The 25,938-nt window shown below is 58.3% G+C and carries 30 protein-coding genes and 3 pseudogenes; 32 read left to right on the top strand and 1 reads right to left on the bottom strand.

The window, feature by feature from the left end; translation table 11 throughout:
- Positions 1-26: 26 nt before the first annotated feature.
- The 19 genes and pseudogenes from HEQ17_RS11480 (at position 27) to hisF (ending at position 15,602) form a co-directional block, all read left to right on the top strand.
- Positions 27-1,508, top strand: coding sequence for a glutamate synthase subunit beta (locus HEQ17_RS11480; protein ID WP_296292869.1), 1,482 nt, complete (start codon positions 27-29; stop codon positions 1,506-1,508).
- A gap of 105 nt (positions 1,509-1,613) precedes the next feature.
- Positions 1,614-2,432 (top strand): ABC transporter ATP-binding protein, encoded by an 819-nt coding sequence (locus HEQ17_RS11475; protein WP_296292868.1) that lies wholly within the window; start codon positions 1,614-1,616, stop codon positions 2,430-2,432.
- On the top strand, positions 2,429-3,211 hold the full coding sequence (gene mlaE, locus HEQ17_RS11470) for a lipid asymmetry maintenance ABC transporter permease subunit MlaE (RefSeq protein ID WP_296292867.1): 783 nt from the start codon (positions 2,429-2,431) through the stop codon (positions 3,209-3,211). The genes HEQ17_RS11475 and mlaE overlap by 4 nt, the downstream gene beginning before the upstream one ends.
- Before the next feature lie 10 nt (positions 3,212-3,221).
- Positions 3,222-3,698: an outer membrane lipid asymmetry maintenance protein MlaD gene (mlaD, locus tag HEQ17_RS11465; protein WP_296292866.1), complete on the top strand. Its 477-nt coding sequence runs from the start codon at positions 3,222-3,224 to the stop codon at positions 3,696-3,698.
- A complete protein-coding gene (locus tag HEQ17_RS11460) occupies positions 3,695-4,432 on the top strand; it encodes a VacJ family lipoprotein (RefSeq protein ID WP_296292865.1) in 738 nt (245 codons plus the stop codon). Before mlaD ends, HEQ17_RS11460 begins: the two co-directional genes overlap by 4 nt.
- Before the next feature lie 134 nt (positions 4,433-4,566).
- Positions 4,567-5,146: pseudogene (locus HEQ17_RS11455) on the top strand (ABC transporter substrate-binding protein).
- A gap of 11 nt (positions 5,147-5,157) precedes the next feature.
- The gene (locus tag HEQ17_RS11450; protein ID WP_296292864.1) at positions 5,158-5,433 is read left to right on the top strand and encodes an STAS domain-containing protein; all 276 of its coding nucleotides are present in this window, start codon (positions 5,158-5,160) and stop codon (positions 5,431-5,433) included.
- Positions 5,434-5,511: 78 nt separating this feature from the next.
- Entirely contained in the window at positions 5,512-6,447 is a 936-nt protein-coding gene (locus tag HEQ17_RS11445) for an ABC transporter ATP-binding protein (RefSeq protein WP_296292863.1), read from the top strand.
- Positions 6,444-7,199: an ABC transporter permease gene (locus tag HEQ17_RS11440; RefSeq protein ID WP_296292862.1), complete on the top strand. Its 756-nt coding sequence runs from the start codon at positions 6,444-6,446 to the stop codon at positions 7,197-7,199. The genes HEQ17_RS11445 and HEQ17_RS11440 overlap by 4 nt, the downstream gene beginning before the upstream one ends.
- A 6-nt stretch (positions 7,200-7,205) precedes the next feature.
- Positions 7,206-7,445, top strand: coding sequence for a BolA family protein (locus HEQ17_RS11435; protein WP_296292861.1), 240 nt, complete (start codon positions 7,206-7,208; stop codon positions 7,443-7,445).
- A 41-nt stretch (positions 7,446-7,486) separates the two neighbouring features.
- On the top strand, positions 7,487-8,752 hold the full coding sequence (murA, locus tag HEQ17_RS11430) for a UDP-N-acetylglucosamine 1-carboxyvinyltransferase (protein ID WP_296292860.1): 1,266 nt from the start codon (positions 7,487-7,489) through the stop codon (positions 8,750-8,752).
- Positions 8,749-9,391 (top strand): annotated as a pseudogene (hisG, locus tag HEQ17_RS11425) (ATP phosphoribosyltransferase). Before murA ends, hisG begins: the two are co-directional and overlap by 4 nt.
- A 2-nt stretch (positions 9,392-9,393) precedes the next feature.
- Positions 9,394-10,793: pseudogene (gene hisD, locus HEQ17_RS11420) on the top strand (histidinol dehydrogenase).
- A 216-nt stretch (positions 10,794-11,009) separates the two neighbouring features.
- Positions 11,010-11,708 carry an aminotransferase class I/II-fold pyridoxal phosphate-dependent enzyme gene (locus HEQ17_RS16060; RefSeq protein ID WP_366938041.1) on the top strand — a complete coding sequence of 233 codons (699 nt, stop codon included), beginning with the start codon at positions 11,010-11,012 and terminating at the stop codon, positions 11,706-11,708.
- A gap of 174 nt (positions 11,709-11,882) precedes the next feature.
- Entirely contained in the window at positions 11,883-12,473 is a 591-nt protein-coding gene (gene hisB / locus HEQ17_RS11410; RefSeq protein ID WP_296292859.1) for an imidazoleglycerol-phosphate dehydratase HisB, read from the top strand.
- Positions 12,474-12,475: 2 nt separating this feature from the next.
- Entirely contained in the window at positions 12,476-13,132 is a 657-nt protein-coding gene (gene hisH, locus HEQ17_RS11405) for an imidazole glycerol phosphate synthase subunit HisH (RefSeq protein ID WP_296292858.1), read from the top strand.
- Between the two features lie 47 nt (positions 13,133-13,179).
- On the top strand, positions 13,180-13,920 hold the full coding sequence (gene hisA / locus HEQ17_RS11400; RefSeq protein ID WP_108332550.1) for a 1-(5-phosphoribosyl)-5-[(5-phosphoribosylamino)methylideneamino]imidazole-4-carboxamide isomerase: 741 nt from the start codon (positions 13,180-13,182) through the stop codon (positions 13,918-13,920).
- A 5-nt stretch (positions 13,921-13,925) separates the two neighbouring features.
- Positions 13,926-14,783: a D-hexose-6-phosphate mutarotase gene (locus tag HEQ17_RS11395; protein WP_296292857.1), complete on the top strand. Its 858-nt coding sequence runs from the start codon at positions 13,926-13,928 to the stop codon at positions 14,781-14,783.
- Positions 14,784-14,801: 18 nt separating this feature from the next.
- Positions 14,802-15,602: an imidazole glycerol phosphate synthase subunit HisF gene (hisF, locus tag HEQ17_RS11390; RefSeq protein WP_296292856.1), complete on the top strand. Its 801-nt coding sequence runs from the start codon at positions 14,802-14,804 to the stop codon at positions 15,600-15,602.
- 17 nt (positions 15,603-15,619) lie between these two features.
- On the opposite strand, the gene HEQ17_RS11385 is transcribed toward hisF, so the two are convergent.
- A complete protein-coding gene (locus HEQ17_RS11385; RefSeq protein ID WP_296292855.1) occupies positions 15,620-16,291 on the bottom strand; it encodes a tyrosine-type recombinase/integrase in 672 nt (223 codons plus the stop codon).
- 164 nt (positions 16,292-16,455) lie between these two features.
- Between HEQ17_RS11385 and HEQ17_RS11380 the strand changes: the two genes are divergently transcribed.
- The 13 genes from HEQ17_RS11380 (at position 16,456) to tatB (ending at position 25,914) form a co-directional block, all read left to right on the top strand.
- Positions 16,456-17,196: a hypothetical protein gene (locus HEQ17_RS11380; RefSeq protein ID WP_296292854.1), complete on the top strand. Its 741-nt coding sequence runs from the start codon at positions 16,456-16,458 to the stop codon at positions 17,194-17,196.
- An 84-nt stretch (positions 17,197-17,280) separates the two neighbouring features.
- A complete protein-coding gene (locus HEQ17_RS11375; RefSeq protein WP_296292853.1) occupies positions 17,281-17,712 on the top strand; it encodes a hypothetical protein in 432 nt (143 codons plus the stop codon).
- A gap of 145 nt (positions 17,713-17,857) precedes the next feature.
- Entirely contained in the window at positions 17,858-18,205 is a 348-nt protein-coding gene (locus HEQ17_RS11370; protein ID WP_296292852.1) for an NIPSNAP family protein, read from the top strand.
- A gap of 115 nt (positions 18,206-18,320) precedes the next feature.
- Positions 18,321-18,797, top strand: a complete 477-nt coding sequence (locus HEQ17_RS11365; protein ID WP_296292851.1) for a DM13 domain-containing protein — start codon at positions 18,321-18,323, stop codon at positions 18,795-18,797.
- A gap of 162 nt (positions 18,798-18,959) precedes the next feature.
- Positions 18,960-20,996: an AIPR family protein gene (locus tag HEQ17_RS11360; RefSeq protein ID WP_296292850.1), complete on the top strand. Its 2,037-nt coding sequence runs from the start codon at positions 18,960-18,962 to the stop codon at positions 20,994-20,996.
- A 215-nt stretch (positions 20,997-21,211) separates the two neighbouring features.
- Entirely contained in the window at positions 21,212-22,318 is a 1,107-nt protein-coding gene (locus tag HEQ17_RS11355) for a type I restriction endonuclease (RefSeq protein ID WP_296292849.1), read from the top strand.
- A 581-nt stretch (positions 22,319-22,899) separates the two neighbouring features.
- Positions 22,900-23,460 carry a hypothetical protein gene (locus HEQ17_RS11350; RefSeq protein ID WP_296292848.1) on the top strand — a complete coding sequence of 187 codons (561 nt, stop codon included), beginning with the start codon at positions 22,900-22,902 and terminating at the stop codon, positions 23,458-23,460.
- 86 nt (positions 23,461-23,546) lie between these two features.
- Positions 23,547-23,936, top strand: coding sequence for a phosphoribosyl-AMP cyclohydrolase (gene hisI / locus HEQ17_RS11345; protein ID WP_296292847.1), 390 nt, complete (start codon positions 23,547-23,549; stop codon positions 23,934-23,936).
- A gap of 5 nt (positions 23,937-23,941) precedes the next feature.
- Positions 23,942-24,334: a phosphoribosyl-ATP diphosphatase gene (locus HEQ17_RS11340; RefSeq protein ID WP_296292846.1), complete on the top strand. Its 393-nt coding sequence runs from the start codon at positions 23,942-23,944 to the stop codon at positions 24,332-24,334.
- A 3-nt stretch (positions 24,335-24,337) separates the two neighbouring features.
- Positions 24,338-24,700 carry a hypothetical protein gene (locus HEQ17_RS11335; RefSeq protein ID WP_296292845.1) on the top strand — a complete coding sequence of 121 codons (363 nt, stop codon included), beginning with the start codon at positions 24,338-24,340 and terminating at the stop codon, positions 24,698-24,700.
- Positions 24,701-24,726: 26 nt separating this feature from the next.
- Positions 24,727-25,083 carry a histidine triad nucleotide-binding protein gene (locus tag HEQ17_RS11330; RefSeq protein WP_296293739.1) on the top strand — a complete coding sequence of 119 codons (357 nt, stop codon included), beginning with the start codon at positions 24,727-24,729 and terminating at the stop codon, positions 25,081-25,083.
- 96 nt (positions 25,084-25,179) lie between these two features.
- Positions 25,180-25,419, top strand: coding sequence for a Sec-independent protein translocase subunit TatA (gene tatA / locus HEQ17_RS11325; RefSeq protein WP_296292844.1), 240 nt, complete (start codon positions 25,180-25,182; stop codon positions 25,417-25,419).
- A gap of 27 nt (positions 25,420-25,446) precedes the next feature.
- Positions 25,447-25,914, top strand: coding sequence for a Sec-independent protein translocase protein TatB (tatB, locus tag HEQ17_RS11320; protein WP_296292843.1), 468 nt, complete (start codon positions 25,447-25,449; stop codon positions 25,912-25,914).
- Positions 25,915-25,938: the final 24 nt, after the last annotated feature.

Below are 25,938 nucleotides of genomic sequence, written 5' to 3'. Positions count from 1 at the left end.
AACGTCAAGAGTGAAGGAATAGCATCATGGGAAAAATCACTGGCTTCATGGAATTTGAGCGCATCGAAGAAGGCTACAAGCCGGTCTCCGAGCGCCTCAAAAATTACGGCGAATTCGTGATCGGTTTGACCGAAGAGCAATCCAAAACCCAAGCGGCGCGCTGCATGGACTGCGGCACACCGTTTTGCAACAACGGCTGCCCGGTCAACAACATCATTCCGGACTTCAACAACCTGGTGTTTGAAGGCGACTGGAAGAACGCGATCGAGGTGCTGCACAGCACCAACAACTTCCCCGAGTTCACCGGCCGCATCTGCCCCGCGCCCTGCGAAGCGGCTTGCGTGGTCAACTTCAACGACGATGCCGTGGGCATCAAGTCGATCGAGCACGCCATCATCGACCGCGCTTGGGCTGAAGGCTGGGTCACGCCCCGTCCTGCCAAAGTCAAGACCGGCAAAACCGTGGCCATCATCGGTGCAGGCCCTGCCGGTCTGGCCGCAGCGCAACAGCTCGCGCGTGCGGGCCACGACGTGACCTTGTTCGAGAAGAACGACCGCGTGGGCGGCTTGCTGCGCTATGGCATTCCTGATTTCAAGATGGAAAAGACGCACATCGACCGCCGAGTGCAGCAGCTTCAAGCCGAAGGCGTGAAGATCCGCACCAGCGTGCTGGTCGGCGAGTGGCCCAAAGATTCCAAGGTCACCAACTGGGCCAAGGAAACCATCAGCGCCGAGCAACTCAAAAAGGACTTCGACGCTGTGTTGCTCACAGGGGGCTCCGAGCAGTCCCGTGACCTGCCTGTGCCCGGCCGCGACCTCGAAGGCATCCATTTCGCGATGGAATTCTTGCCCCAGCAAAACAAGGTCAATGCGGGCGACAAGGTCAAGGGCCAGTTGCGTGCCGACGCTAAAAACGTCATCGTGATCGGTGGTGGCGACACCGGCAGCGACTGCGTGGGCACCAGCACGCGCCACGGCGCGGTCAGCGTGACCCAGTTCGAGGTGATGCCTGAGCCCCCCGAAAAAGAAAACAAGGCGCTGGTCTGGCCTTATTGGCCCATGAAGCTGCGCACCAGCTCCAGCCACGACGAGAGCGCCGAAAAAGGCCTGTTGCAACGTGAATTTGCCATTTCCACCAAGGCTTTCATCGGTGAAAAAGGCAAAGTCACCGGATTGACCACGGTGCATGTCGAATTCAAAGACGGCAAGATGGTCGAAGTGCCTGGCACCGAGAAAGAATACAAAGCCGACATGGTTTTGCTGGCCATGGGTTTCACCAACCCGGTGGCCACCGTGCTCGACGCCTTTGGCATCGACAAGGACGCCCGTGGCAACGCCAAAGCCAGCACCGACTTCACAGGCGGTTACGCCACCAACGTGCCCAAGGTGTTTGCCGCTGGCGACATGCGCCGTGGTCAGTCGCTGGTGGTCTGGGCCATCCGCGAAGGACGCCAGGCCGCACGCGCAGTGGACGAGTTCCTGATGGGGGCGAGTGAATTGCCCCGGTGACCTTCGGGGTTCTAGGTAAAATCCCTGATTTGCCCTTGATGACACCGAACCATTACGCAGTCATTACCATCACAAGAGCCGGACAATCCGGCTCTTGTTTTTTTCATGCAGACCTCGTCCACCTCACAGCCACTTGTTGAATTGCACGACCTGACGTTTGGGTACGGCGACCGTGTCATTTTGAAGAACCTCAGCTTCAATGTGCCGCGTGGCCAAGTCACGGCCCTGATGGGGGTGTCGGGGGGGGGCAAGACCACGGTCTTGCGCTTGATCGGTGGCCAGATCCGTGCCAGCGCAGGCCAATTGCTGTTTGACGGCCATGACATCACGTCCATGCGACAAGCCGAGCTTTATACCGCGCGCCGCCGCATGGGCATGCTGTTTCAGTTTGGGGCCTTGTTCACCGACATGAGCGTGTTCGACAACGTGGCTTTTCCCTTGCGCGAACACACCCGTTTGTCGCCAGACCTGATCCGCGACATCGTGCTGATGAAGCTCGATGCGGTGGGCTTGCGCGGTGCGCGAGACCTGCGGCCCTCTGAAATTTCTGGCGGCATGAGCCGCAGAGTGGCCTTGGCCCGCGCCATCGCGCTCGACCCCGACCTGATCATGTACGACGAGCCGTTTGCCGGTCTGGACCCGATTTCGCTGGGCACGGCGGCCCGATTGATTCGCCGCCTCAACGACAGCCTGGGCATCACCAGCATTGTGGTGTCGCACGACGTGACCGAGACTTTTGAGATCGCCGACCATGTGGTCATCCTGGCCCATGGCGGTGTGGCCGCGCAGGGCACGCCTGCCGAGCTGCGGGCCAGCACCGACCCCTTGATTTACCAGTTTGTGCATGCGCTCAGCGATGGGCCAGTGCCCTTTCACTACCCCGCACCTGCAGCGGCGCAAGACTACGACGGGAGGTCGGCATGATCTCCGACTTGCTGGGCGCTTTGGGCGCATCCACCCGCCAAATGCTGGCCGATTGGGGTTTTGCCGCTCGGCTGTTTTTCAAGTTGCTGGGCATGTCCGGTGCAGCGCTCAAGCGCTTTGGCCTGGTGCGCGACCAGGTGCATTTTCTGGGCAATTACTCGCTGGCCATCATCACCGTGTCGGGCCTGTTTGTGGGCTTTGTGCTGGGTTTGCAGGGCTATTACACCTTGCAGCGCTATGGCTCGGCCGAGGCGCTGGGCCTCTTGGTGGCGCTGAGCCTGGTGCGCGAGTTGGGGCCTGTGGTGGCCGCCTTGTTGTTTGCGGGTCGGGCCGGTGCCTCGCTCACGGCCGAGATTGGTCTCATGCGGGCCGGTGAGCAACTCACCGCGTTGGAAATGATGGCGGTGGACCCGGTGCAGCGCATTTTGGCCCCCCGCTTTTGGGGTGGCATCATCGCCTTGCCCTTGTTGGCGGCGGTGTTCAGTGCGGTGGGCATTTTGGGTGGCTACGTGGTGGGCGTGTTGCTCATCGGGGTCGATGCCGGTTCGTTCTGGAGCCAGATGCAAGGCGGGGTCGACGTGTTCAAGGATGTGGGCAACGGCATCATCAAAAGCGTGGTGTTCGGCGTGGCCGTGACCTTTATTGCCTTGCTGCAGGGCTATGTGGCCAAGCCCACGCCCGAAGGTGTGGCCAGCGCCACCACACGCAGTGTGGTGGTTTCTTCTTTGTCGGTATTGGGCCTGGATTTCATCCTGACCGCGATGATGTTCAGCATTTGAGGAGGACGGCATGCAACGTTCAAAAAATGATGTGTGGGTGGGTTTGTTTGTCTTGTTGGGCGCGGTTGCCGTGCTGTTTCTGGCACTCAAGGCGGCCAACCTGTTGACCTGGAGCTTCAACAAGGGCTATGAGGTCACGGCCAAGTTCGACAACGTTGGCGGTCTCAAACCCGGCGCCGCCGTCAAGAGTGCGGGCGTGGTGGTCGGGCGCGTCAAAACCATCGAATTCGATGGCGAATCCTTTCAGGCCAAAGTGACCTTGACCATGCAAACCGGGCACGCTTTTCCGCAGGACAGCTCGCTGAAAATTCTGACCAGCGGTTTGCTGGGTGAGCAATACCTGGACATTTCACCCGGCGCCGAAGAGAAAAACCTGTCTGCGGGTGACCGCATTGGATCGACGCAATCGGCCGTGATCCTTGAGAATCTGATCAGCCAATTCTTGTTCAATCAAGCCGAAAAATCCTCAGAAGGTCAAAAGCCATGAACGCCATTGCCAGACGTTTTAGCCTGTTGTTGGGTGTTGGCATGCTGCTGCTTTTGCAGGCCTGCGCCACCGTGAAAAGCGCCGATGCCCGTGACCCATGGGAGCCCATGAACCGCAGCATTTATCAATTCAACGATGCGATAGACACCGTCGCGCTCAAGCCTGCCGCCCAGCTGTATGTGAAGGTGTTGCCCAGTATGGTGCGGACCGGTGTGAACAACTTTTTGGGCAATTTGGCGGATGTCTGGTCAATAGCCAACAGTGCCATGCAGCTCAAGGGGCAGGCCACGGCCGAAACCTTCATTCGCATCAATGTCAACACCTTCATGGGTTTGGGTGGCATTTTGGATGTCGCCAGCGAAATGGGCATCGAGAAGCGCCGTGAAGACTTCGGACAAACACTGGGCTATTGGGGCGTCAAGCCAGGCCCCTATGTGGTCTTGCCCTTGTTTGGTCCCTCTACCCTGCGCGATGCCTTGGCGTTCCCGGTCGACATGCAGGGCAGCGTCACCCAGAGTTTGAGCGACGAAGCAACCCGCAACGGCTTGTTGGCAGTGCGCCTGGTTGACATGCGCTCTGGCTTGCTCAGAACCGTGGATGCGATCAAGGCTGCCTCACTGGACCCCTATTCATTTGTGCGAGATGCTTATTTGCAAAAAAGACAAAACGACATTTACGATGGCAACCCGCCCTCGCGTTTTGACTACAGCGAGACGCCTCCCGCCTCCCGCTAGGACAGTGACAGCTCTTCATAGTGCCTTACTTATCGATCTGCTATTAAAGTTAAGCCATGGATACTCTTTCTGCTTTGTCTCTTTTGAATCGTCGTCACTGGCTTGTCGTCGCGGGTGTCACGGCATTGGTGGGTATGCCGGGGCCAGCGTGGTCATCCGAAGAGGCACCCGACGCCTTCATTGCCCGCATCACCAATGAAACCTTGAACACCATCAAGTCCGACAAGGCGCTGCGCAGCGGGGACATCCAAAAAATCATGCAGTTGGTGGACAGCCAGTTGATGCCGCATGTGAATTTCAGGCGCATGACCGCTTTGGCCACTGGCCCAGCCTGGCGAAGCGCCAGCCCAGAGCAGCAAAAACGCTTGCAAGACGAGTTCAAAACCCTGCTGGTGCGCACTTATGCGGGGGCCTTGAGTCAAATCACCGATCAGGTGGTGGTGGTCAAGCCGCTTCGCCGTGGTCAGGATGAAAAAAACCTTGTGGTCAACACCGAGGTCCGTGGCAAGGGTGACCCCATACAACTCGATTACCGACTGGAAAAAACGCCCGGTCAGGGCTCGGGGTGGATGATTTTCGACTTGAACGTGGTGGGCATTTGGTTGGTTGAAACCTACCGCAACCAAGTTCACCAAAGAGATCAACGCTGCCGGTATTGATGCCTTGATCGCCAGCTTGGTTGCACGCAACAAGACCAACGCCAAACCGGCTTAAGCCTCTTTGCCATGACGCCACTGAAGTTGCCCGCCTCATTGCTGCACGCTCAGGCGAACGCTTGCCTAGCGCAGTGGGTCGCGCAATTGCCGGCAGCCTTGCCACATCAAGTGGTGCTGGATGCCTCGGATCTGGTGGACTTCGATTCTTCGGCGCTGGCGGTACTTTTGGGGTTGCGACGGGTGCTCAGTCAAAGAGGCAGCGCATTGCACATTGCGGGCATGACGCCTCGGCTGCGTGAATTGGCTGCGCTTTATGGGGTGCTTGAGCTGCTGCATGCTGACTGAACCGGTGTCAGGCCTGGATGGCCTGAACCTCTTGCTGCCCCCGGATTCTGCAGGTCGCACTTAAAATAACCCTCTTCCATGCCAGCCCTCTCTTTCCAATCCGTTTCCAAAACCTATCCTGCCAGGCAGGCAGGCGCAGCCGCATTCACCGCGCTCGACCGGATCAGCTTTGAGGTGGAGGAGGGTGAGTTCTTCGGATTGCTGGGCCCCAATGGCGCGGGCAAAACCACCCTCATCAGCACCTTGGCAGGCTTGAGTCGCCCCAGCACCGGACGTGTTTTGGTGCATGGCCACGACGTGCAAAGCGACTACGCTGCCGCGCGCCGACTGCTGGGTGTGGTGCCACAAGAGTTGGTGTTTGACCCTTTTTTCACCGTGCGCGAATCGCTGCGCATCCAGTCGGGGTATTTTGGCGTCAAGAAAAACGAGGCCTGGATCGATGAGCTGCTGGACAGCCTGGGCCTGGCCGACAAGGCGGGTGCCAACATGCGCCAGCTCTCGGGCGGCATGAAACGCCGTGTGCTGGTGGCGCAAGCCTTGGTGCACAAGCCCCGCGTGATCGTGCTCGACGAGCCCACCGCCGGGGTCGACGTGGAGCTGCGCCAGACCTTGTGGGCCTTCATCGCCAAACTCAACAAGCAAGGCCACACCGTCTTGCTGACCACACATTACCTGGAAGAAGCCGAAGCCTTGTGCGGGCGCATCGCCATGCTCAAGCGCGGCCAGTTGTTAGCGCTAGAACGCACCTCAGATTTGCTCCGTTCTGCGACCAGCCAGGTGCTGCGCTTCAAGCTGGATGGCGACTTGCCGCCTGCTGTCGCGGCCATGGCCCGCGTCACGGGACGCATCGTGCAGTTGCCGGTGCACAACGCGGTCGAGATCGAAAATTATCTGGCCACCCTGCGCACCGCAGGCTTGGTGGTGGAGGATGTGGAGATCCGCCAAGCCGACCTGGAAGACGTGTTCCTTGAAGTCATGAACCGCAAACAATTGGCCTCGGGGGCTTTGGCATGACGGGTTGGCAAACACTGTTGTACAAAGAAGTCCTGCGCTTTTGGAAAGTGGCTTTCCAAACCGTCGGGGCGCCCGTGCTCACCTCGGTGTTGTACATGCTGATCTTTGGCCACGTGCTCGAAGACCACGTCAAGGTGTATGACAACGTGGCCTACACCTCGTTTTTGTTGCCGGGCCTGATGATGATGGGCGTGCTGCAAAACGCGTTTGCCAACAGCTCGTCCAGCTTGGTGCAAAGCAAGATCATGGGCAGCTTGGTGTTTTTGCTGCTCACGCCCCTGTCGCACCGCAGCTGGTTTTTGGCCTATGTGGGCTCCTCGGTGGTGCGGGGCTTGGCCGTTGGCCTGGGTGTGTTTGTGATCACCGGCTGGATGGTCAACATCACTTTCGTCAACCCGTTGTGGATTTTGGCCTTCGCCTGCATGGGCGCGGCCATGATGGGCGCATTGGGCGTGATCGCGGGGCTGTGGGCTGAAAAGTTCGACCAAATGGCCGCCTTCCAGAACTTCATCATCATGCCCATGACGTTTTTGTCGGGCGTGTTTTACTCCATCCACTCCCTGCCGCCGTTTTGGCAAAAGCTCAGCCACCTGAACCCGTTTTTCTACATGATCGACGGTTTCCGTTACGGCTTTTTTGGCCAAAGCGATGTCTCCCCTTGGCTCAGTCTGGCGGTGGTGGGCACGGCCCTGGCCGCCATCAGTGCCTTGACCCTTCACCTTTTGCGCATCGGCTACAAAATCCGGAGCTGAACCCCCATGAACGCACAGCAACTTCAAGCCATCATTGCCGCAGGTCTTGACTGCACCCACCTGACGGTGGATGGCGATGGCCGCCACTGGAGCGCCGTGGTGGTGTCCGAAGCCTTTGCCGGCATGCGCCCCATTGCTCGGCACCAGCGGGTGTACGCCACGCTGGGCCAGAAAATGCACACCGACGAGGTGCACGCCTTGTCGATGAAAACATTCACGCCCGCCGAATGGGCTGCGCAAACCTAATGAAACGAAGGCCTTCGGGCCGCAACGCACCGACCTGACCCATGGACAAACTGATCATTCGCGGCGGCAAGCGCCTGCAAGGCAAACTCGATGTGGCAGGTGCCAAAAACGCGGCCCTGCCCGAACTGTGCGCCGCTTTGCTGAGCGCCGAACCCGTCACGCTGGCCAATGTGCCGCGCCTGCAAGACGTCTCGACCATGCTCAAGCTGATCCGCAACATGGGCGTGACGGCCGAACACCACGAAGACGGCCGGGTCACGCTCGACGCCGGGGCTTTGAACAACCCGCAAGCGCCCTACGAATTGGTGAAAACCATGCGCGCCTCGGTGCTGGCGCTGGGCCCTTTGCTGGCCCGCTTTGGCCACGCCAAGGTGTCCTTGCCTGGTGGTTGCGCGATTGGTTCGCGTCCGGTGGACCAACACATCAAAGGCCTTCAGGCCATGGGCGCGGTGATCACCGTGGACCATGGCTACATGCTGGCCAGCTTGCCTGCAGGCCGCACGCGCCTCAAAGGTGCGCACATCACCACCGACATGGTGACAGTGACGGGCACCGAAAACTTCATGATGGCCGCCGCCTTGGCCGAAGGCGAGACGGTGCTGGAAAACGCCGCGCAAGAGCCTGAAATTCCCGACCTGGCCGAGTTACTGATCAAAATGGGTGCGAAGATCGAAGGCCACGGCACACGCCGCATCCGCATTCAAGGTGTGCAGAGCTTGCACGGCGCTCAGCACCAAGTGGTGGCCGACCGCATCGAGGCGGGCACATTCCTGTGTGCCGTGGCGGCCACCGGCGGTGACGTGGTGATGCGCCATGGCCGCGCAGACCACCTGGATGCCGTCATCGACAAACTGCGAGATGCCGGGGCCACCATCGAAGCCGGTGAGGGCTTCATCCGTGTCAAATCCGAAGGCCGCTTGAAAGCCCAGAGCTTTCGCACCACCGAATACCCGGGTTTTCCGACCGACATGCAGGCCCAGTTCATGGCGCTCAACTGCATCTCGCAAGGCGCGAGCAAAGTGACCGAAACGATTTTTGAAAACCGCTTCATGCACGTCAACGAGCTGGTGCGCCTGGGCGCGCACATCCAGATCGACGGCAAGGTCTCCGTGATCGAGGGCGTGCCAAAGTTGTCGGGCGCGACCGTGATGGCCACCGACTTGCGCGCCTCTGCCTGCCTGGTCATTGCCGGCTTGGTGGCTGAGGGTGAAACCACCGTCGAGCGCATCTATCACCTGGACCGGGGCTACGACCGCATGGAAGCCAAATTGCGCGCACTGGGTGCCGACATCGAAAGGGTCAAATGATCACGCTGGCCCTGTCCAAAGGACGCATCTTTGACGAAACCCTGCCGCTGCTCAAAGCCGCTGGCATCGAGGTGCTCGAAGACCCCGAAAAATCCCGCAAACTGATTCTGCCCACCAACCAGCCCAACGTGCGTGTGGTGCTGGTGCGCGCGAGTGACGTGCCCACTTATGTGGAATACGGTGGTGCCGACCTGGGCGTGACCGGACTGGACACCTTGATCGAACACGGTGGCCAGGGTCTGTACCAGCCGCTGGACCTGAACATTGCCAAATGCCGCATGAGCGTGGCCGTTCGCGCCGATGACGACTACGCTGCGCTGGTGCGCACCGGGGCACGCCTGAAAGTCGCCACCAAGTACACAGCCATCGCCCGCGATTTTTTTGCGACCAAGGGTGTGCACGTTGACATGATCAAGCTCTACGGCAGCATTGAACTGGCCCCGCTCACCGGCTTGGCCGACTGCCATCGTCGATCTGGTGTCCACCGGCAACACGCTCAAGGCCAACCACCTGGTGGAAGTCGAACGCATCATGGACATCAGTTCGCGTTTGGTGGTGAACCAGGCCGCGCTCAAACTCAAGCAAGCACCGATCCGCGCCATCATCGACGCCTTTGCGGGCGCGGTGAAGAAAGACTGAAAATGGGACTCCAGGCCAAACCTTTGCAGCTGAACACGGCGGATGCCGGTTTCGAAGCGGCCTTCGCGGCGCGCCTGCATTGGTCTGCCGACACCGACGCCGCCATCGAGCAGCGCGTGGCCGACATCCTGGCCGATGTGCAGCGACGTGGCGACGCGGCGGTGCTGGATTACACCCAGCGCTTTGACGGCCTGCAAGCCGCCGATGTGAAGGCACTGGAGATCACTCAAGCCGAGTTGAAGGCCGCATTGGACAGCCTGCCTGCGGCGCAGCGCGAAGCCTTGCAAGCCGCTGCCGCCCGTGTGCGCAAGTACCACGAAGCGCAAAAGAAAGCGTCTGGCGAAAGCTGGAGCTACCGCGACGAAGACGGCACGCTGCTCGGCCAAAAAGTCACACCGCTCGACCGCGTGGGCATTTATGTGCCCGGCGGCAAAGGCCGCTTACCCTTCTTCGGTGCTGATGAACGCGATTCCCGCTCACGTGGCGGGTGTGCAGGACATCATCATGGTTGTGCCCACGCCCGTGCGCGGCAGCGTGGCCACGGGCGGTTCTGGAGAGACGGCCACTTCCAGCCGGGGTGAGCGCAATGAACTCGTGTTGGCCGCCGCCTTCGTGGCGGGTGTCACGCGGGCCTTCACCGTGGGCGGTGCGCAAGCCGTGGCGGCGCTGGCCTACGGCACCGCCACCATCCCCAAAGTGGACAAAATCACCGGCCCCGGCAACGCCTATGTGGCCAGCGCCAAAAAGCGCGTGTTCGGCACCGTGGGCATCGACATGATCGCGGGCCCCAGCGAAATTCTGGTCTTGGCCGATGGCACCACACCCGCCGAATGGGTGGCGATGGACCTGTTCAGCCAGGCCGAAGCACGACTGAACTTGGCGCAAAGCATCTTGCTGTGCCCTGATGCGGCCTTACATCGCCGAAGTGCAGGCCGCCATTGACCGTCTGCTGCCCTCCATGCCGCGTCGCGAGATCATCGCCAAGTCGCTCAACGACCGGGGCGCTTTGATCCTGACGCGCAACATGGAAGAAGCCTGCGCCATCAGCAACCGCATCGCGCCCGAGCACCTGGAGGTGTCGAGCCGCGACCCGCACCGCTGGGAGCCGCTGCTGCGCCACGCGGGGGCCATCTTCTTGGGCGCGTTCACCAGCGAATCGCTGGGCGACTATTGCGCCGGCCCCAACCACGTGTTGCCCACCAGCGGCACGGCGCGCTTTTCGTCGCCGCTGGGCGTGTACGACTTCCAAAAACGCAGCAGCCTGATCGAAGTGAGCGAAGCCGGTGCCCAGCCGCTGGGCCGCATCGCCGCCGAGCTGGCCTATGGCGAAGGCCTGCAAGCGCACGCCCGCGCCGCCGAACTCCGTTTGAACCCTGTGCCCCCGATGCGAGACCCGAAATGAGCCACATCAGCCCCCAACTCATGCAACGCATCCGCCAGGACGTGCAGTCCATGCACGCCTACTGCCATTCCAGGATTCGGCAGGCATGGTCAAGCTCGACGCGATGGAGAACCCGCACAGACTGCCTGCTGATTTGCAAAAGGCTTTGGGCGAACGCTTTGGGCGCGCTGGCACTCAACCGCTTACCCCTGGCGAGCGTGTGAACGAGCTGCGCCATTGCGCTGGCCAGTTACGCAAGGCATGCCCGAAGGCTTCGACATCATGCTGGGCAACGGCTCGGACGAGTTGATCTCTTTGCTGGCCATGGCTTGCGACGTGCCTGGAGCCAGCATCCTGTCCCCGCTGCCTGGCTTTGTGATGTACGCCATGAGCGCCCAACTGCAAGGCTTGGCCTTTCATGGTGTGCCGCTCACGGCCGACTTTGAGCTGGACGAGGTCGCCATGCTGGCCGCCATTGCCCAGCACAAGCCTTCCATCGTCTACCTGGCTTACCCCAACAACCCCACCGGCAACCTGTGGAACGACGACACGATCGAAAAGATCGTGCTGGCCCAGGGTGCGCAAGGCGGCCTGGTGGTCATGGACGAGGCTTATCAGCCTTTTGCCAGCCGCAGCTACGCAGGCCGCATGGCGCGCCATTCGCATGTCTTGCTCATGCGCACGTTGTCCAAGTTTGGCCTGGCCGGTGTGCGTCTGGGCTACATGATCGGCCCCAAGGCTTTGGTGGCCGAGGTCGACAAAGTGCGCCCGCCCTACAACATCAGCGTGCTCAACACCGAGTGCGCCTTGTTTGCGCTGGAGCATGCCAAGGTGTTTGCCGCGCAAGCCCAAGACCTGCGCCAAGAGCGCACCCGCTTGCTGCAAGCACTGACGGCCTTGACCGGTGTGCAGCCTTTCCCAGCGAAGCCAACATGATTCCTGGCCCGCGTGCCCGATGCAGGCCCAAACCTTTGACGGACTGAAGGCGTGCAAGGTGCTGGATCAAGAACAGTTTCTAAAATGCACCCATTGCTGGCCAACTGCCTTGCGCCTGACGGTGGGCACCGCCGCAGAAAATGACCAACTCCTTGCTGCTCTGAAAGTCTCCTTATGAACCGCACAGCCAACGTCACCCGCAAGACGGCCGAGACGAACATCCGCGTCGCCATCAACCTGGACGGCACAGGCCAGGCCAAGCTGGCCAGCGGCATCGGTTTTCTGGATCACATGCTCGACCAGATCGCCCGCCACGGCTTGATCGACCTGGACATCAGCTGCGAAGGCGACCTGCACATCGACGGCCACCACACGGTGGAAGACATCGGCATCACCCTGGGCCAAGCATTCGCGCAGGCGATGGGCGACAAAAAAGGCATCCGCCGTTATGGCCACGCCTATGTGCCGCTCGACGAAGCCTTGAGCCGCGTGGTGGTGGACTTTTCGGGTCGCCCCGGTCTGCACATGGACGTGAACTTCACCTCCGGCTCGCTGGGCTCACTCGACACGCAGTTGATTTACGAGTTCTTCCAGGGCTTTGTGAACCACGCCCTGTGCACGCTGCACATCGACAACCTCAAGGGTGTCAATGCGCACCACCAGTGCGAAACCATCTTCAAAGCCTTTGCCCGCGCTGTGCGTGCGGCACTCGAGTTGGACCCCCGCTCGGTGGGTGTGATCCCCTCCACCAAAGGAAGTCTCTGAGCATGAGCGTCAACCGCGTTGCCGTCGTTGATTACGGCATGGGCAACTTGCGCAGCGTGGCGCAGGCGGTGATGCATGCGGCGTCCAGCGTGGACCATGCCGAAGTGACCGTGACCTCAGACCCGCAAGTGGTGCGCAACGCGCACCGCGTGGTCTTGCCAGGGCAGGGCGCCATGCCCGACTGCATGCGCGAATTGCGCGAGTCGGGCTTGCTCGATGCCGTGCTTGAAGCTGCTGCCAGCAAACCCCTGTTTGGCGTTTGCGTGGGCATGCAGATGCTGCTGGACCATAGCGACGAAGGCCACACGCCGGGCCTGGGCTTGATCCCCGGTCGGGTGGTCAAGTTCGAGCTGGCGGGGCAAACTCAGCCCGACGGCACCCGTTACAAAGTGCCGCAGATGGGCTGGAACCAAGTTTGGCAAGCCACGCCTGCCCACCCGCTGTGGCAAGGCATTGACGACGGCAGCTGGTATTATTTTGTGCACAGCTTCTACACCAAGGTGTCCGACCCGGCGCACGGTGCAGCCGAAACCGATTACGGCGGCCGCTTTGCCTGCGCCATTGCCCGTGACAATATTTTTGCCACCCAGTTTCACCCCGAAAAAAGCGCGGCCCAGGGCCTGGCCTTGTTCCGCAATTTCCTCCACTGGCAGCCTTGAGAAGTTTTCACTGCCGCTTCTTTTTCTCTACTGGTTGTTAACTCGCCATGATTCTGATCCCCGCCATTGACCTCAAAGACGGCCACTGCGTTCGCCTCAAACAGGGCGATATGGACCAAGCCACGACCTTTGGGGAAGACCCTGCCGCCATGGCCCGCACCTGGCTCGAAAAAGGCGCACGCCGCTTGCACCTGGTGGATCTGAACGGCGCCTTCGCCGGCAAGCCGCAAAACTTTGGCGCCATCAAGTCCATCCTCAAGGCTGTGGGCGACGACATCCCGGTGCAGTTGGGTGGCGGCATCCGCGATCTGGACACGATCGAAAAATACATCGACAGCGGTCTGCGCTACGTCATCATTGGCACCGCAGCCGTCAAGAACCCCGGCTTCTTGAAAGACGCCTGCACCGCCTTTGGCGGCCACATCATCGTCGGTCTAGACGCCAAAGACGGCAAAGTCGCCACCGACGGCTGGAGCAAGCTCACCGGCCACGAAGTGGTGGACCTGGCCAAGAAGTTCGAAGACTGGGGTGTCGAGTCCATCATCTACACCGACATTGGCCGCGACGGCATGCTGAGCGGCATCAACATCGACGCCACCGTCAAGCTGGCGCAAGCGCTGACCATCCCCGTGATCGCCTCGGGCGGCCTGTCCAACATGGCCGACATCGAGCAGCTGTGCGCAGTGGAGGACGAAGGCGTTGAAGGCGTGATCTGTGGCCGTGCGGTGTATTCTGGCGACCTCGACTTCGCGCTGGCGCAGCAACGCGCCGACGAACTCAACGGTTGAACCCCATGACTGCGCAGGCCACGGGCCGCGAGACCACCTTCTCGGGCCTGCCCGCCGTCGAGCTGGCCTTGCCCCAGGGGGACACGCTGCGGGTCACGCTGCACGGCGCGCAGGTGCTGTCTTGGGTGTCGGGCGGCCAAGAGCGCCTGTACCTCAGCCCCCAAAGCACCATGGACGGGCAAGCCGCCATCCGCGGTGGTGTGCCGGTGTGCTTTCCGCAGTTCAACCAACGCGGCCCGCACGCTGACAGCCTGCCCAAACACGGTTTTGCGCGCAACCTGCCTTGGCAGGCCGATGCGCCCGAACTGGGTGCCGAGCATGCCCGCCTCACGCTGCGCCTGAAGGGCAACGCCCAAACACGCGCCTGGTGGCCTCAAGCCTTTGCCTTGGCGCTGCACATCGACCTGAGCCCGGGTGCCTTGCAACTGACGCTGGACGTGCACAACACTGACGATCAGCCGCTGGCGTTTTCTGGCGCACTGCACACCTATTTGGCCGTGCCCGACGTGACGCAGGCCACGCTTCAGGGTCTGGGCGGTCTGCCCGAATGGGATTCACTCACCGACACCCATGCGCCTGCTGCCGACACGATCCGTTTTGCCTCCGAGTTTGACCGCGTGTACGAAGCCGGGCCACAGCCCATGACGCTGAACGATACCCTGCACATCAGCCAAAGCGCCAGCTGGGCCCACACCGTGGTCTGGAACCCCGCACAAGCCCTGTGCCAAGGCCTGGCCGACATGCCCGAAGACGGTTGGCGGCACATGCTCTGCGTCGAAGCTGCTCAAGTGTTTGACCCCATCCACTTGCCCGCAGGCGAGCGCTGGGAAGGCTGGCAGCAGCTGACCGTGACAACCCCTTGATTTGAAAAGAGCCCCCACATGCTGGCCAAACGCATCATCCCTTGCCTCGACGTGACCGGCGGTCGCGTGGTCAAGGGCGTCAACTTTGTCGAACTGCGCGACGCCGGCGACCCGGTTGAAATCGCCGCACGCTACAACGAGCAGGGCGCCGACGAACTCACCTTCCTCGACATCACCGCCACCAGCGACGGCCGCGACGTGATCCTGCACATCATCGAAGCCGTGGCCAGCCAGGTCTTCATTCCGCTCACCGTGGGCGGTGGCGTGCGCACGGTGGAAGACGTGCGCCGATTGCTCAACGCGGGTGCTGACAAAACCAGCTTCAACTCGGCGGCCATTGCCAACCCGCAAGTCATCCGCGAGGCGTCTGCCAAATATGGCGCGCAGTGCATCGTGGTCGCCATCGACGCCAAGCGCCGCAGCGCAGAGGACGAACAGCGCATCGGCACGAATGGTCTGCCCATAGGCCCCGGCTGGGACGTTTACAGCCACGGCGGCCGCAAAAACGTGGGCCTGGACGCGGTGGCCTGGGCCGAGCAAATGGCCGCCTACGGCGCAGGCGAATTTTTGCTGACCAGCATGGACCGCGACGGCACCAAAAGCGGTTTTGACCTGCAACTCACCCGCGCCGTGAGCGACGCCGTGAGCGTGCCCGTGATCGCGTCTGGCGGCGTGGGCAACCTTGACCACCTGGCCGATGGCGTGAGCATCGGCGGGGCGGATGCGGTGCTGGCGGCGAGCATCTTTCACTATGGTGAATACACGGTGGGGCAAGCCAAAGCGCGCATGCGGGAGCGGGGCATTGCGGTGCGGATTTGACGCGTTGACGAATCGGCCTAGACGCTGAGCAAAGCATCCAAAGGGCTGGCTGTGCCACCCGTGGCCACCTTCAGCACATGGGTGTAAATCATCGTTGTCGAGACGTCAGAATGACCCAGCAACTCTTGCACCGTACGAATGTCGGTGCCCGACTGCAGCAAATGCGTGGCAAACGAGTGGCGCAGCGTGTGAACGGATACGGGTTTGACAATGCCCGCAGCCGCCACGGCCTTTTTTAAGGCGCGTTGCAAGCGCTCTTCATACAAGTGGTGGCGGCGCTCCACGCCACTGCGAGGGTCAACCGACAGCGTCGGCGAAGGAAACATCCAAAACCAGCCCCATGTATCACCCACCTTGGGGTATTTGCTAGCCAAAGCGTGGGGCACCTCCACACCACCCCGTTGCACCTCCCGGTACAAAAACAGCAGAGCACTGAGCGCTTGGTTGTGAGTGGAGGCCGATACCTTGCGCTCATTGGCCAGCATGGACAAAAAAGCTTCGACATCGGCCACAACCAACTCGCGCGGGTGACGCATGCCGCCTGACTGCGTAGCGCTCCAGCGAATAAAAAAACGAATCCAATAGAGGTAAGCTTTCTCGGTTTTGAGGCTATAATGCATATACCGAACCCGCTCGCGCACCTGATCAAGCAAGCGGGTGGACTGCAAGGAAGGAGCACCGGGTTTCATGGCAAATTTATACCTGTACAAAACCACAGTATATGAACCTGTAAGCCAAGGCGCAAGCGGCTTGCAGCCAATTTCTCTGAAAGATGTATCGACACGGCCCGGATGTATCAACCGGGTTTTGCGGTCTACATTACGTTATGCATCTCCAAGGGATTAGCTAACTGATGTTGAACTCCAACAACTTCAAAGTCGTGTGGTGGGCAATCCTAGTCATTGCTCTAGGTGGTTATCTCTATCTGAGGCAAGACCAACTTGTTGGCGGGAACCCAACTTTTTTCGACGTGGTTGTGTTCTTAGTATGGATGGCGGTTTGCCTTGCCCCCATCTTCAAGGACGTGAAGCTATTCGGCCTCGAATTCAAGCATGACATTGAACAAATAAAAAAGGACATTTCCCATCAATTGGCGCTCATGAAGGTTGAGCTCCAATCGTCGATTGACGTCTCTTCATTCAATACCAGTCATGTCCACATCAACAGCGGAGCGCCGATCCCTGCTAACGATGAGGAAATCCCAGACATTAAGCAGCAAATCGCGGAAACCTTGAGAGAGTTCGGTATTGGTGCGGGAAGAACAGACCAACCCGAGTTGCATTTTGCACATGACATTCAAAAAGAGAGCATTGATCTATTCAAGGTTCGCCTTTCCTTTGAGCTGCTTATAAATGAGTACTCTCGCCTGAATGGCATTGACCCACGCCGTTATCCAATGCACAGGGTTCTGCGTGAGCTCCAGAAAAATGAAAAGATTTCCCCGAACGTAATCAATGGAGTTCTGGAGGTAATGGCCATTTGCAACTATGCAGTCCATGGGGAAATGGTTTCGGAGAACCAAATTGCTTTTGTTTTGGATTCAGCGCCTGGCCTGTATGCTGCTCTTAAGAAGGAGCTCCAGTCAAATGCATAACATGGCGCTCAACCTCTCTCCCTTCGGTCGCTGGACGCTGCGCGATAAAACCGCGCAGCGCCGGTTAGCCTTACGTTAGGCGTCATGAACGAACTTGAACGGTGGGCATACATCAATGAGCTCGATGAGAGCCTGCTGCTGCGCTGCGTCGTCTTGTCCGAATGGTGTTCCTTCATCGTCCGTCAAGCTGACATCGCCTTCACCAAGGGCGCGGACCTCGCGGCAATCTTTACTAGTGTCTCCGCTGCTGAGACCTACTTGCGAGCCGAGTTCGCAGAGATGCGAAGGGAACGCCTTGCAGACCTCATAGATAAGGCATTGATCAAGCCCGCGATCAAAGTCGATCTACACAAACTACGGCAATACAGGAACAAGTGGGTACACGTAGAAAGTCCCTGGGATGAGCAGACACTGCTCGCAGACGATGGCGCAGCCACAGAGAAAGAACTAGAAGACATGGCAGCCTTCGCTGTAACCGTGCTCCGAAGACTCATCTATGAGAACCAGTGGACATAGCGGCGATGACGCCTAACCCCTCGCTCAAGCGGAGCGCCAACGGCAGGCCACCAGGCCCGGCCACAGGGTACGGTGTACATTTTCCTGTGGCCGGGCCTGGCGTCCTGCCGTCGGTGCCCGCTTAACTCAAACGTTAGCTTTCACAATGCTCACGATCGAAATTCGAACCTACCGACTAAAGCCTGGCGCATCTGCACAATTTGAGGCAGCGATGCAAAATGCGCTGCCGATGGTGCGCGCCTCAATGAATGTCGTGGCTTTTGGGCGTACTGACCATGAAGGTCAGACTTATTTCCTAATTCGAGCTTTCTCAAGTGAAGCGGATTTGAAACTGAAGCAGGATGTTTTCTACAGTTCCTTGGCTTGGCGCAATGGGCCGCGCGAACCACTTGTTCAATGTATCGACACATATGTCAATACAATCGTTGAAATGTCAGCACAATCGGTGGATGAGCTTCGAAGTCAAGACGGGAAGGGACTCAATGCAAGCTAACATTTTGCTCGGCTCGGACACGCAGCAGCAGAATGCCGCTTCGCGGCGCGTGCAGCGTGCCGGGCAGCTTTGACGTTAGGCGTCACATCCAACTACTTTTCCAGGTCGCAGCTCCATGAACACCCGAAAAGCATTACTGCTCGTCGCATCTCATTTCGCGGTCGCTGCTGCCGGCTTTGCTGGAGGCATTTACGCTCTGCCTATCCTGATAGCACCGGCAGCACCGACCGCAGAAGAAATCAAGGCTGCCACTGCGCAGACTCAATTTACTGGGCAGTTCAAGCGAGACTTGAAAGACAGCGACGCGCTTCACTGGGGAGAGGGAGTCGTATCACTATCCCCCACTGCTATCTCACTCACCGGAAAACTCGCACCGGGTCCTGATTACAAGCTCTACCTCTCCCCCGAGTTCGTTGAAACCGAAGCCGACTTCAATAGACTCAAGAGGAACATGGTCCGAGTCGGGGACGTCAAGACCTTCGAGAACTTTGTAGTTGCTTTGCCGGCGAACATTGATCTCACAAGATACACCGCGGTTATCGTCTGGTGCGAGACCTTTGGTCAGTTCATAACAGCTGCCAAGTACAGGTGAGTGCAGTGACGCCTAACCCTTCGTTCAAGCGGAGCACCAACGGCAGGCCGCCAGGGCCCGGCCTGAGGTACGGTGTACATGGTCTCAGTCCGGGCCCTGGCGTCCTGCCGTCGGTGCCCGCTTAACTCAAACGTTAGGCCGCAAGACTTGCGTCACCGGCTCTTGAGCCGCCAAATTTCACAACAAGCAACCTGCGAGAAGACCTTGGCAAAGAATGATGTCGTACTCATTGACTCTGTGCTGCAGCAACTGCAAGTATCTGATCCTAGCGTCGATATCGGCCAGCACTTCGAACGGTTTGTTCTGGAACAGATCCTAAAGAACTTTGATCTGTCCAAAGAAGAGATTGATTTTGGTTGGACAGACGGATCGCACGACGGAGGCATCGACGGCTTCTACGTGCTTGTCAACGGACTTCTTCTGACCGATCCGACAGACTTCGCCTGGCCGCGGTCCGGCGCAGATATCCAAGTCATCCTTCTAACGTGTAAGCACCACTCTACCTTTCAACAAGCGCCCTTAGATTCGCTGCTAGCTTCGACCCAAGAGATCTTCGATCTTTCCCTTTCTAACGCACAACTGTCAGGAAAGTATTCAGCGGACATCAAGAGATGCCGAGACACGTTCATTTCCGCGTTTCATCATCTATCGCTGTACCGACCGTCTATCGGCTTCACCATCTACTACGCTTCTCGCGGCGACACTGCCCTTCTTGGCGACAGCATCGCCGCTCGTGCTTTGCAGTTGAAGTCGCTGTTTCACCAGTACTTCAGCGCCGCCAAAGTCGAATTCGTACCACTTGGTGCAAGCCAGTTGGTGGAACTTCATCGTGAAGTCAAGAGCTTCGCACTAGACCTTCCAGTCCAGGAGTGCCTCACCGCAGGCCAGGAGGGCTATGTCGTACTGGCTCGACTAAGTGACTACTGCAAATTCGTCCAGGACGAAAAGGGCGCACTTCGAAGATACTTGTTTGACTCGAATGTACGCGCCTTTCTCGGTGCGAATCTAGTCAATGCAGATATCGCGGAAACGCTTGCAAGTGAGGTTGGCCCAAACTTCTGGTGGTTAAACAACGGCGTGACCATATTGGCCACCAGCGCATCCCTGGTTGGCAAGACCCTCAAGCTCCGCGACATTCAGATTGTCAACGGATTGCAGACCACCGAGTCTTTACATCGTCACTTTACCAAGTCCGCCGCGACCTTGACCGACGTCCGCGCCCTTTTGGTAAAGATCATCGTCTCGCAAGATGAGAGCGTTCGAGATCAGGTCATTCGGGCAACCAACAACCAAAGCGCTGTAGAGCCAGCGGCCCTGCACGCGACTGATCGCATTCAAAGGAGCATCGAGGAACTTCTTCTTCGTAGCGAGTGGTTCTACGAAAGGCGAACCAACTTCTACAAGAACGAGGGACGGCCTGACGCCCGCATCATTTCTCCGATTGTTCTTGCCACGGGAGCGGTTGCACTTCTACTCAAGAACCCAGTTCGCTCATCGAAGCTTCGGCAGAAGAACATCCGAAGCCCTGAAGCTTACGCTGCCGCTTACTCTGAGCACTTTCCTCTGGATGCTTGGCCAATCGTTGCCGCGCTTACACGAGCAGCGGAGAATGCCATCACGCGCGCGCACCGCGCAAAGAGAGTAGCCCAAGGTCAGCACCTTGCAGCTTGGCGTGGTGTTCTAGCCTATTTCTCGGCAGTGCGAGCCATGGGTACGTTCAGCTACAGGCATCAAGATCTAGTAGCGCTCGACACGGCTCTGCTCACTGATCACTTTATGGATGACTGTTGGTCGACAGTCAGAACCGCAGCTGGCAGCCCGGGCTCAACAAAGGTGTCAGAACAGCAGTTCATGAGGATCTCCTCGACGGTACAGAGCAAGTGGCTCGTACCCGGCAATCCCGCTGACGGTAGGCGAGAACTGCCCCCGTCGGCGGGGCCTCTTGTCCCGGCATCCAAACTGCCGCGCACTGAGGACGAAACGTTCCTTGAACAGGTCGCAAAGCTGCTCCCGCCGCAGCCGTGGAAGCCAGGTGTCCACGTAGCTCTCGCAAAGGAGCTTTCCGCCAAGCCTCAACGCGTAACAAACGCTATCCAGATACTAATCGCGCGAGGGGCTTTCATGCAGCAACGAGATGGTGTCGTTTACGACAACGCCGGCAATGAAGTAGCCCGGGACGTTAGCCGCTACAAGCCTTGAACTCGCACCGTGCATTGCGGCCTAACCCCTCGCTCAAGCTGACCCGCTACGGCAGGCACTGTAAGCCCGGCCTGAGCCACTAGCACTATCGTCTCAGTCCGGGCTTACAGTACCTGCCTCCGCGGGCAGCTTAGCTCGAACGTTAGGCCTCAGAAGACACCCTAGTTTTATGCCTCGTGATACAAACACGCTTTAGCACAAAGGGAGACAGTACCGTGGACTTCATTGACCAGCTTCGAATCCTCGCAACTCGCATAGGCAACACTCGGTCAGTTATTCAAACCGAGGAAGCTACAAAAAACGCGATGATCATGCCGATGATCCAGATCCTCGGCTACAACGTCTTTGACCCACTTGAAGTCACACCCGAGTTGGTAGCTGATGTCGGTACAAAGAAGGGTGAAAAAGTCGACTACGCGATCCTAAAGGACGGTAAGCCGATTATCCTGTTTGAGTGCAAGAAAGCAGGCGGCGATCTAAGCATTAATCACGCCGGTCAGCTATTCCGGTACTTCCACGTCACAGAAGCGAGATTCGGTGTCCTCACAAACGGCTTGGTCTATCGGTTCTTCACCGACCTAGAACAGCCTAACAAGATGGACGAGAGGCCTTTCTTTGAGTTCAACATTCTTGACTTTAAGGACCGTGATGTAGAGGAACTTAAGAAGTTTGCGAAGTCAGCCTTCGACTTAGAAACGATTCTCACAACTGCGAACGAACTGAAGTACACGCGAGCCATTCAAACAAAGCTCAATGAATGGATGCTTAGTCCGTCAGAAGACTTTATCCGTTTGGTCGCCTCCGAACTGCTCGGCAACAAACGCTTTACCCCTGCTATCCGCGATCAATTCACCCTAATTACCAGGCGAGCTTTCGAGCAACTTGTGGGTGAGAAGATCAACGAACGCCTTAAGGGCGCAATGGCGCCGGAGTCAGTGTCCGTTCAGGACAGTGCGCAAACTACACAGACCTCCAGAGTGGAAGCCGCAACAGCAGGTCTAGCACCGGAACCCCTGGTGGTCACATCCTCAGAGGAACTCGAAGGCTTCTATATCGTTCGAGCAATTGTCCGGGGACTTGTTCCAACAAAGCGCATCGTAATGCGAGACGCACAGAGCTACTGCGCCATTCTGCTAGATGACAACAACCGTAAACCTATATGTCGGCTTCGCTTTAACAATCGCGAAAAACTGCGACTCGGACTATTCAACGGTAATAAAGACGAAGAGGTTGTAAACCTGGAGTCGCCAGACGACATCTACAACTATACGACTCAAATACAAGCAACACTCAAGTCGCATCTACCGCAAACTGAGGCCTAACGAGTAAGGATAGGTCGCTCGAAGCCGCGACCTGATCCGTTTGTTGGACGAGCCCGGTTCTGGGCGGTGGTTTTTGCCCTACAGAAAATATCTTTTTTGTCCTGCCTGCGCGATTGAGCATTCACTTGGCTCACGCGATACGACGGCGGTGCGCCTTGTGCCATTGCGGCACTTTTTGGGCAGTGTGTGGCTGTTTTTGGTCGAGCACATGCACAGTGCTTTGGGGCACTGTTGCGCGATGCTCAAGCTCAGATCAGGACGTGTTACTGTTTCGTGGGGGCCTGACTGTGTGAAAAGCGGACAACTTTGTTGACAAACACCGGGGTGCGCTAAAGCGCTGTCCGCTTGGTGCTCCAGCGCCGGGGCGAGCCCCCCATTTTGCGGGCCATCATCGAGTCCATCGCCCCCCCAGATCGGGTGCGTGCATCAAACCCTGGCTCTCTGGCCCGCAGGATGTACGTTGTACACTTTCATGCTCAGGGCGTGCGCCGCCGGCCTTTGCAGGCGTCTTAACTGTTATTTGAGCAGTCTTGCTTTTTTAGTCTTTCGCCCGCTGTTGTATTCATCAAGGAGCCATGTTTATGTCAGAGATCACAATCAAAATGGAAAGACCATTTGTTGAAGAGCTGTTCGCACGATACAAAGATCTGATTGGTAAAGATTACCCCGGTTATCGCAATCATGTGTATCGGACGATCTCGTATGCCATGCATTTTTTAGGCAATGCTCAGGAGCATGAGAGGCTGGTAGAGACTGCGTTTGTTTACCATGACATCGGTCTTTGGACGGATCATGAGTTGGCTTATTTGGAGCCATCTGAGGCTGTGGCCTTGGCCGACAACATCAAGTTCGGATTGGGGTTGGACCCCGAATTGTTGCGCGGCGCGATCCATTGGCATCACAAGATTTCTTCTTATTCCGGGCCTCATCGTGAGGTCATTGAGGCCTGCCGCAAGGCCGACTGGATTGATGCGTCCAAAGGCATGCTTCGCAAGGGTATCAGCAGAGACCAAATTCAACGCGTCGAAGCTGCATTTCCAAACTTGGGCTTCCACGATACGCTGCTTCGGCTGGCCAAAGACTATGGTGGCTCAACGCTTGTTGGTGGCGTCAAGGTGACGTTGGGGATCGTTAAGTGGTGACCGCTTTCTGCTGGGTGTCGGTGCTGACTGTGTCAGTGCCCTGAAAAATAGTCCCGTCGGTTTTCTTCAACCTAAGATCTTCTCCTATGAGCTGGCTCGATCAAATTCAATGGGACGATAAAGGTTTGGTGCCCGTCATCGCCCAAGAAAAAGACTCGGGCGATGTTTTGATGTTCGCCTGGATGAACCGCGAGGCGCTGCAAAAGACGGTTGAGCTGAAGCGGGCGGTGTATTTCAGCCGCTCGCGCAACAAGTTGTGGTTCAAGGGCGAGGAGTCGGGCCATGTGCAAACCGTGCACGATGTGCGCCTGGACTGCGACAATGATGTGGTTCTGCTCAAGGTTACTCAGTTGGGCCATGAGCCGGGTATTGCCTGCCACACCGGGCGGCACAGCTGTTTTTTTCAGAGCCTGCAGCCTGAGGGCTGGGAGGCGGTGGACCCGGTCCTCAAAGACCCCGAGAGTATTTACAAGTGAACGTCATGAGCCCCACACCTTCCCATGCCCCCAGATCCGTTGACGTTTTGGCGCGGTTGGCGGCGATCATCGAAAGCCGCAAAGCGGTCAATGGCGGCGACCCCGAAAAAAGCTATGTGGCACGCCTGTTGCACAAAGGCCCAGATGCCTTTTTGAAGAAAATCGGCGAAGAAGCCACCGAAACCGTCATGGCCGCCAAGGATGTGGACCACGGCGGCGATGCGTCCAAGTTGGTTTATGAAGTGGCCGATTTGTGGTTTCACAGCATGATTGCGTTGGCGCACTATGGTCTTGCGCCCGCCGATGTGGTCAACGAGCTGGCGCGCCGTGAGGGGCTGAGCGGTCTGGAAGAAAAAGCCCTGCGCAAAGTGCAAGAGCGTGAGCGTTTGGGCGAATAAACCATGAACAACCAACCCATCGACGACAGCACCCACACCATCAGCTGGGTGAGCTATATCTTGCACTTGATTGTGGCAGTCAGTGCCATGATTCCAGGCGCGCAAATGGGGCCGACTTTGCTGTTGGTGGCGCTGATCATTGATTGGGTCAAAAAGGGCGATGTCCCAGGCTGGGAGGCGACGCATTTCAGCTACCGCATCCGCACCGTGATTTGGGCGGCTTTGCTGTACCTAGTCACGGCGCCCTTGTGGTTGTTGATGTTTTTCCCCGGCTGGCTGGCTTGGGTGGCCATCTCCATCTGGTTTTTGTACCGCATTGTGCTGGGCATGGTGCGCCTGAACGGGCAGCGCCCGGTGACTGACTGATGCCTGTTTCCCAATTCAAGCAAGACATGACCGACGCCAACTGTATTTTTTGCAAAATCATTGCAGGCCAGATCCCTTCGCGCAAAGTGTACGAAGACGAGCACGTGTTCGCCTTTCATGACATTGCCCCTTGGGCACCCATTCACTTTCTGATCATTCCCAAGTTGCACATTCCCTCGATGGCGCAACTGGCCCCTGAGCATGCGGGTCTGATGGGCCACATGATGACCCTGGCCCCCAAGTTGGCTGCGCAGGAGGGTTGTAACCCTTACCCGGATGGCGGTTTCCGCATCGTGGTCAACAACGGGGCCGAGGGTGGCCAAGAGGTGCACCACCTGCACATGCACGTCATGGGCGGTCCTCGCCCTTGGCTACGAGGTTGAAATTCGGGGTTTTTCCCTCAAATCCTTCATTCATCAGGGCCGATCTGCTGTGCGGGATCGATCCCCTTAGAATCCAATCATTCACAGGAGATTTTCATGGGTACTTTTTCCATTTGGCATTGGTTGATTGTTTTGCTGATCGTGGTCATGGTGTTTGGCACCAAAAAGCTCAAGAACATGGGCTCTGACTTGGGTGGTGCGGTCAAGGGCTTCAAGGATGGCATGAAAGAAGGTGGTGCCAAGCCTGAAGACGGCGCGACACCAGCAGGTCAGGTCACTTCTTCGGTTGCGGCCGAAAAGACGACCATTGACGTTGAAGCCAAGACCAAGTCCTGAGTTTATTGATCGACTGAACGCTGCACTGTGCTGGATTTAAGCTTTTCGAAAATGGCCCTCATCGGGGTGGTGGCGTTGATCGTCATCGGTCCCGAGAAGCTACCCAAGGTGGCGCGGACTTTGGGGGCCTTGCTGGGCAAGGCACAGCGCTATGTCTCCGATGTCAAGGCCGAGGTCAATCGGTCCATGGATCTTGAAGAGCTCAAGAAGATGAAAGAGTCCATGGAAACCGCTGCCCGCGATGTCGAGCAGTCGGTGCAGACCACGGCCTCCGAGTTTGAAAAGGACTGGGCCGAGACCACGGCGGGTCTGACCAGTGATTTGCCCGACATTGAGCCACCACCACCCTATTACAAGCGTCCCGAGAAGAACTGGCGTCTGAAGCGGGGTGCTGTGCCTCAGTGGTACAAAGCCCGCTCGGGCGTGCGCACCAAGGCTCTCTCGGGTGCGGCACGTGTGGCCCGTTACAGGCCCAAGCCCCTCAATTCTGTGTGACGACTGCACATCACCCCCCGCGTG

Source organism: Limnohabitans sp. (assembly GCF_023910625.1).
Lineage (GTDB): Bacteria > Pseudomonadota > Gammaproteobacteria > Burkholderiales > Burkholderiaceae_C > Limnohabitans_A.
Note: the sequence above shows the minus strand (reverse complement) of the source record. Positions and strands in the feature narration are given on the sequence as shown.

Coding starts and splice junctions, on each gene's coding strand:
- mlaD (WP_296292866.1), top strand. CDS start 3,222: ATGCAACGTTCAAAAAATGATGTGTGGGTGGGTTTGTTTGTCTTGTTG.
- HEQ17_RS11340 (WP_296292846.1), top strand. CDS start 23,942: ATGAGCCCCACACCTTCCCATGCCCCCAGATCCGTTGACGTTTTGGCG.
- HEQ17_RS11385 (WP_296292855.1), bottom strand. CDS start 16,291: ATGAAACCCGGTGCTCCTTCCTTGCAGTCCACCCGCTTGCTTGATCAG.
- hisH (WP_296292858.1), top strand. CDS start 12,476: ATGAGCGTCAACCGCGTTGCCGTCGTTGATTACGGCATGGGCAACTTG.
- HEQ17_RS11335 (WP_296292845.1), top strand. CDS start 24,338: ATGAACAACCAACCCATCGACGACAGCACCCACACCATCAGCTGGGTG.
- HEQ17_RS11475 (WP_296292868.1), top strand. CDS start 1,614: ATGCAGACCTCGTCCACCTCACAGCCACTTGTTGAATTGCACGACCTG.
- HEQ17_RS11445 (WP_296292863.1), top strand. CDS start 5,512: ATGCCAGCCCTCTCTTTCCAATCCGTTTCCAAAACCTATCCTGCCAGG.
- HEQ17_RS11440 (WP_296292862.1), top strand. CDS start 6,444: ATGACGGGTTGGCAAACACTGTTGTACAAAGAAGTCCTGCGCTTTTGG.
- HEQ17_RS11460 (WP_296292865.1), top strand. CDS start 3,695: ATGAACGCCATTGCCAGACGTTTTAGCCTGTTGTTGGGTGTTGGCATG.
- hisA (WP_108332550.1), top strand. CDS start 13,180: ATGATTCTGATCCCCGCCATTGACCTCAAAGACGGCCACTGCGTTCGC.
- murA (WP_296292860.1), top strand. CDS start 7,487: ATGGACAAACTGATCATTCGCGGCGGCAAGCGCCTGCAAGGCAAACTC.
- HEQ17_RS11330 (WP_296293739.1), top strand. CDS start 24,727: ATGACCGACGCCAACTGTATTTTTTGCAAAATCATTGCAGGCCAGATC.
- HEQ17_RS11480 (WP_296292869.1), top strand. CDS start 27: ATGGGAAAAATCACTGGCTTCATGGAATTTGAGCGCATCGAAGAAGGC.
- HEQ17_RS11395 (WP_296292857.1), top strand. CDS start 13,926: ATGACTGCGCAGGCCACGGGCCGCGAGACCACCTTCTCGGGCCTGCCC.
- HEQ17_RS11370 (WP_296292852.1), top strand. CDS start 17,858: ATGCTCACGATCGAAATTCGAACCTACCGACTAAAGCCTGGCGCATCT.
- HEQ17_RS11450 (WP_296292864.1), top strand. CDS start 5,158: ATGACGCCACTGAAGTTGCCCGCCTCATTGCTGCACGCTCAGGCGAAC.
- tatA (WP_296292844.1), top strand. CDS start 25,180: ATGGGTACTTTTTCCATTTGGCATTGGTTGATTGTTTTGCTGATCGTG.
- hisF (WP_296292856.1), top strand. CDS start 14,802: ATGCTGGCCAAACGCATCATCCCTTGCCTCGACGTGACCGGCGGTCGC.
- HEQ17_RS11435 (WP_296292861.1), top strand. CDS start 7,206: ATGAACGCACAGCAACTTCAAGCCATCATTGCCGCAGGTCTTGACTGC.
- HEQ17_RS11380 (WP_296292854.1), top strand. CDS start 16,456: ATGTTGAACTCCAACAACTTCAAAGTCGTGTGGTGGGCAATCCTAGTC.
- mlaE (WP_296292867.1), top strand. CDS start 2,429: ATGATCTCCGACTTGCTGGGCGCTTTGGGCGCATCCACCCGCCAAATG.
- HEQ17_RS11350 (WP_296292848.1), top strand. CDS start 22,900: ATGTCAGAGATCACAATCAAAATGGAAAGACCATTTGTTGAAGAGCTG.
- hisI (WP_296292847.1), top strand. CDS start 23,547: ATGAGCTGGCTCGATCAAATTCAATGGGACGATAAAGGTTTGGTGCCC.
- hisB (WP_296292859.1), top strand. CDS start 11,883: ATGAACCGCACAGCCAACGTCACCCGCAAGACGGCCGAGACGAACATC.
- HEQ17_RS11375 (WP_296292853.1), top strand. CDS start 17,281: ATGAACGAACTTGAACGGTGGGCATACATCAATGAGCTCGATGAGAGC.
- HEQ17_RS11365 (WP_296292851.1), top strand. CDS start 18,321: ATGAACACCCGAAAAGCATTACTGCTCGTCGCATCTCATTTCGCGGTC.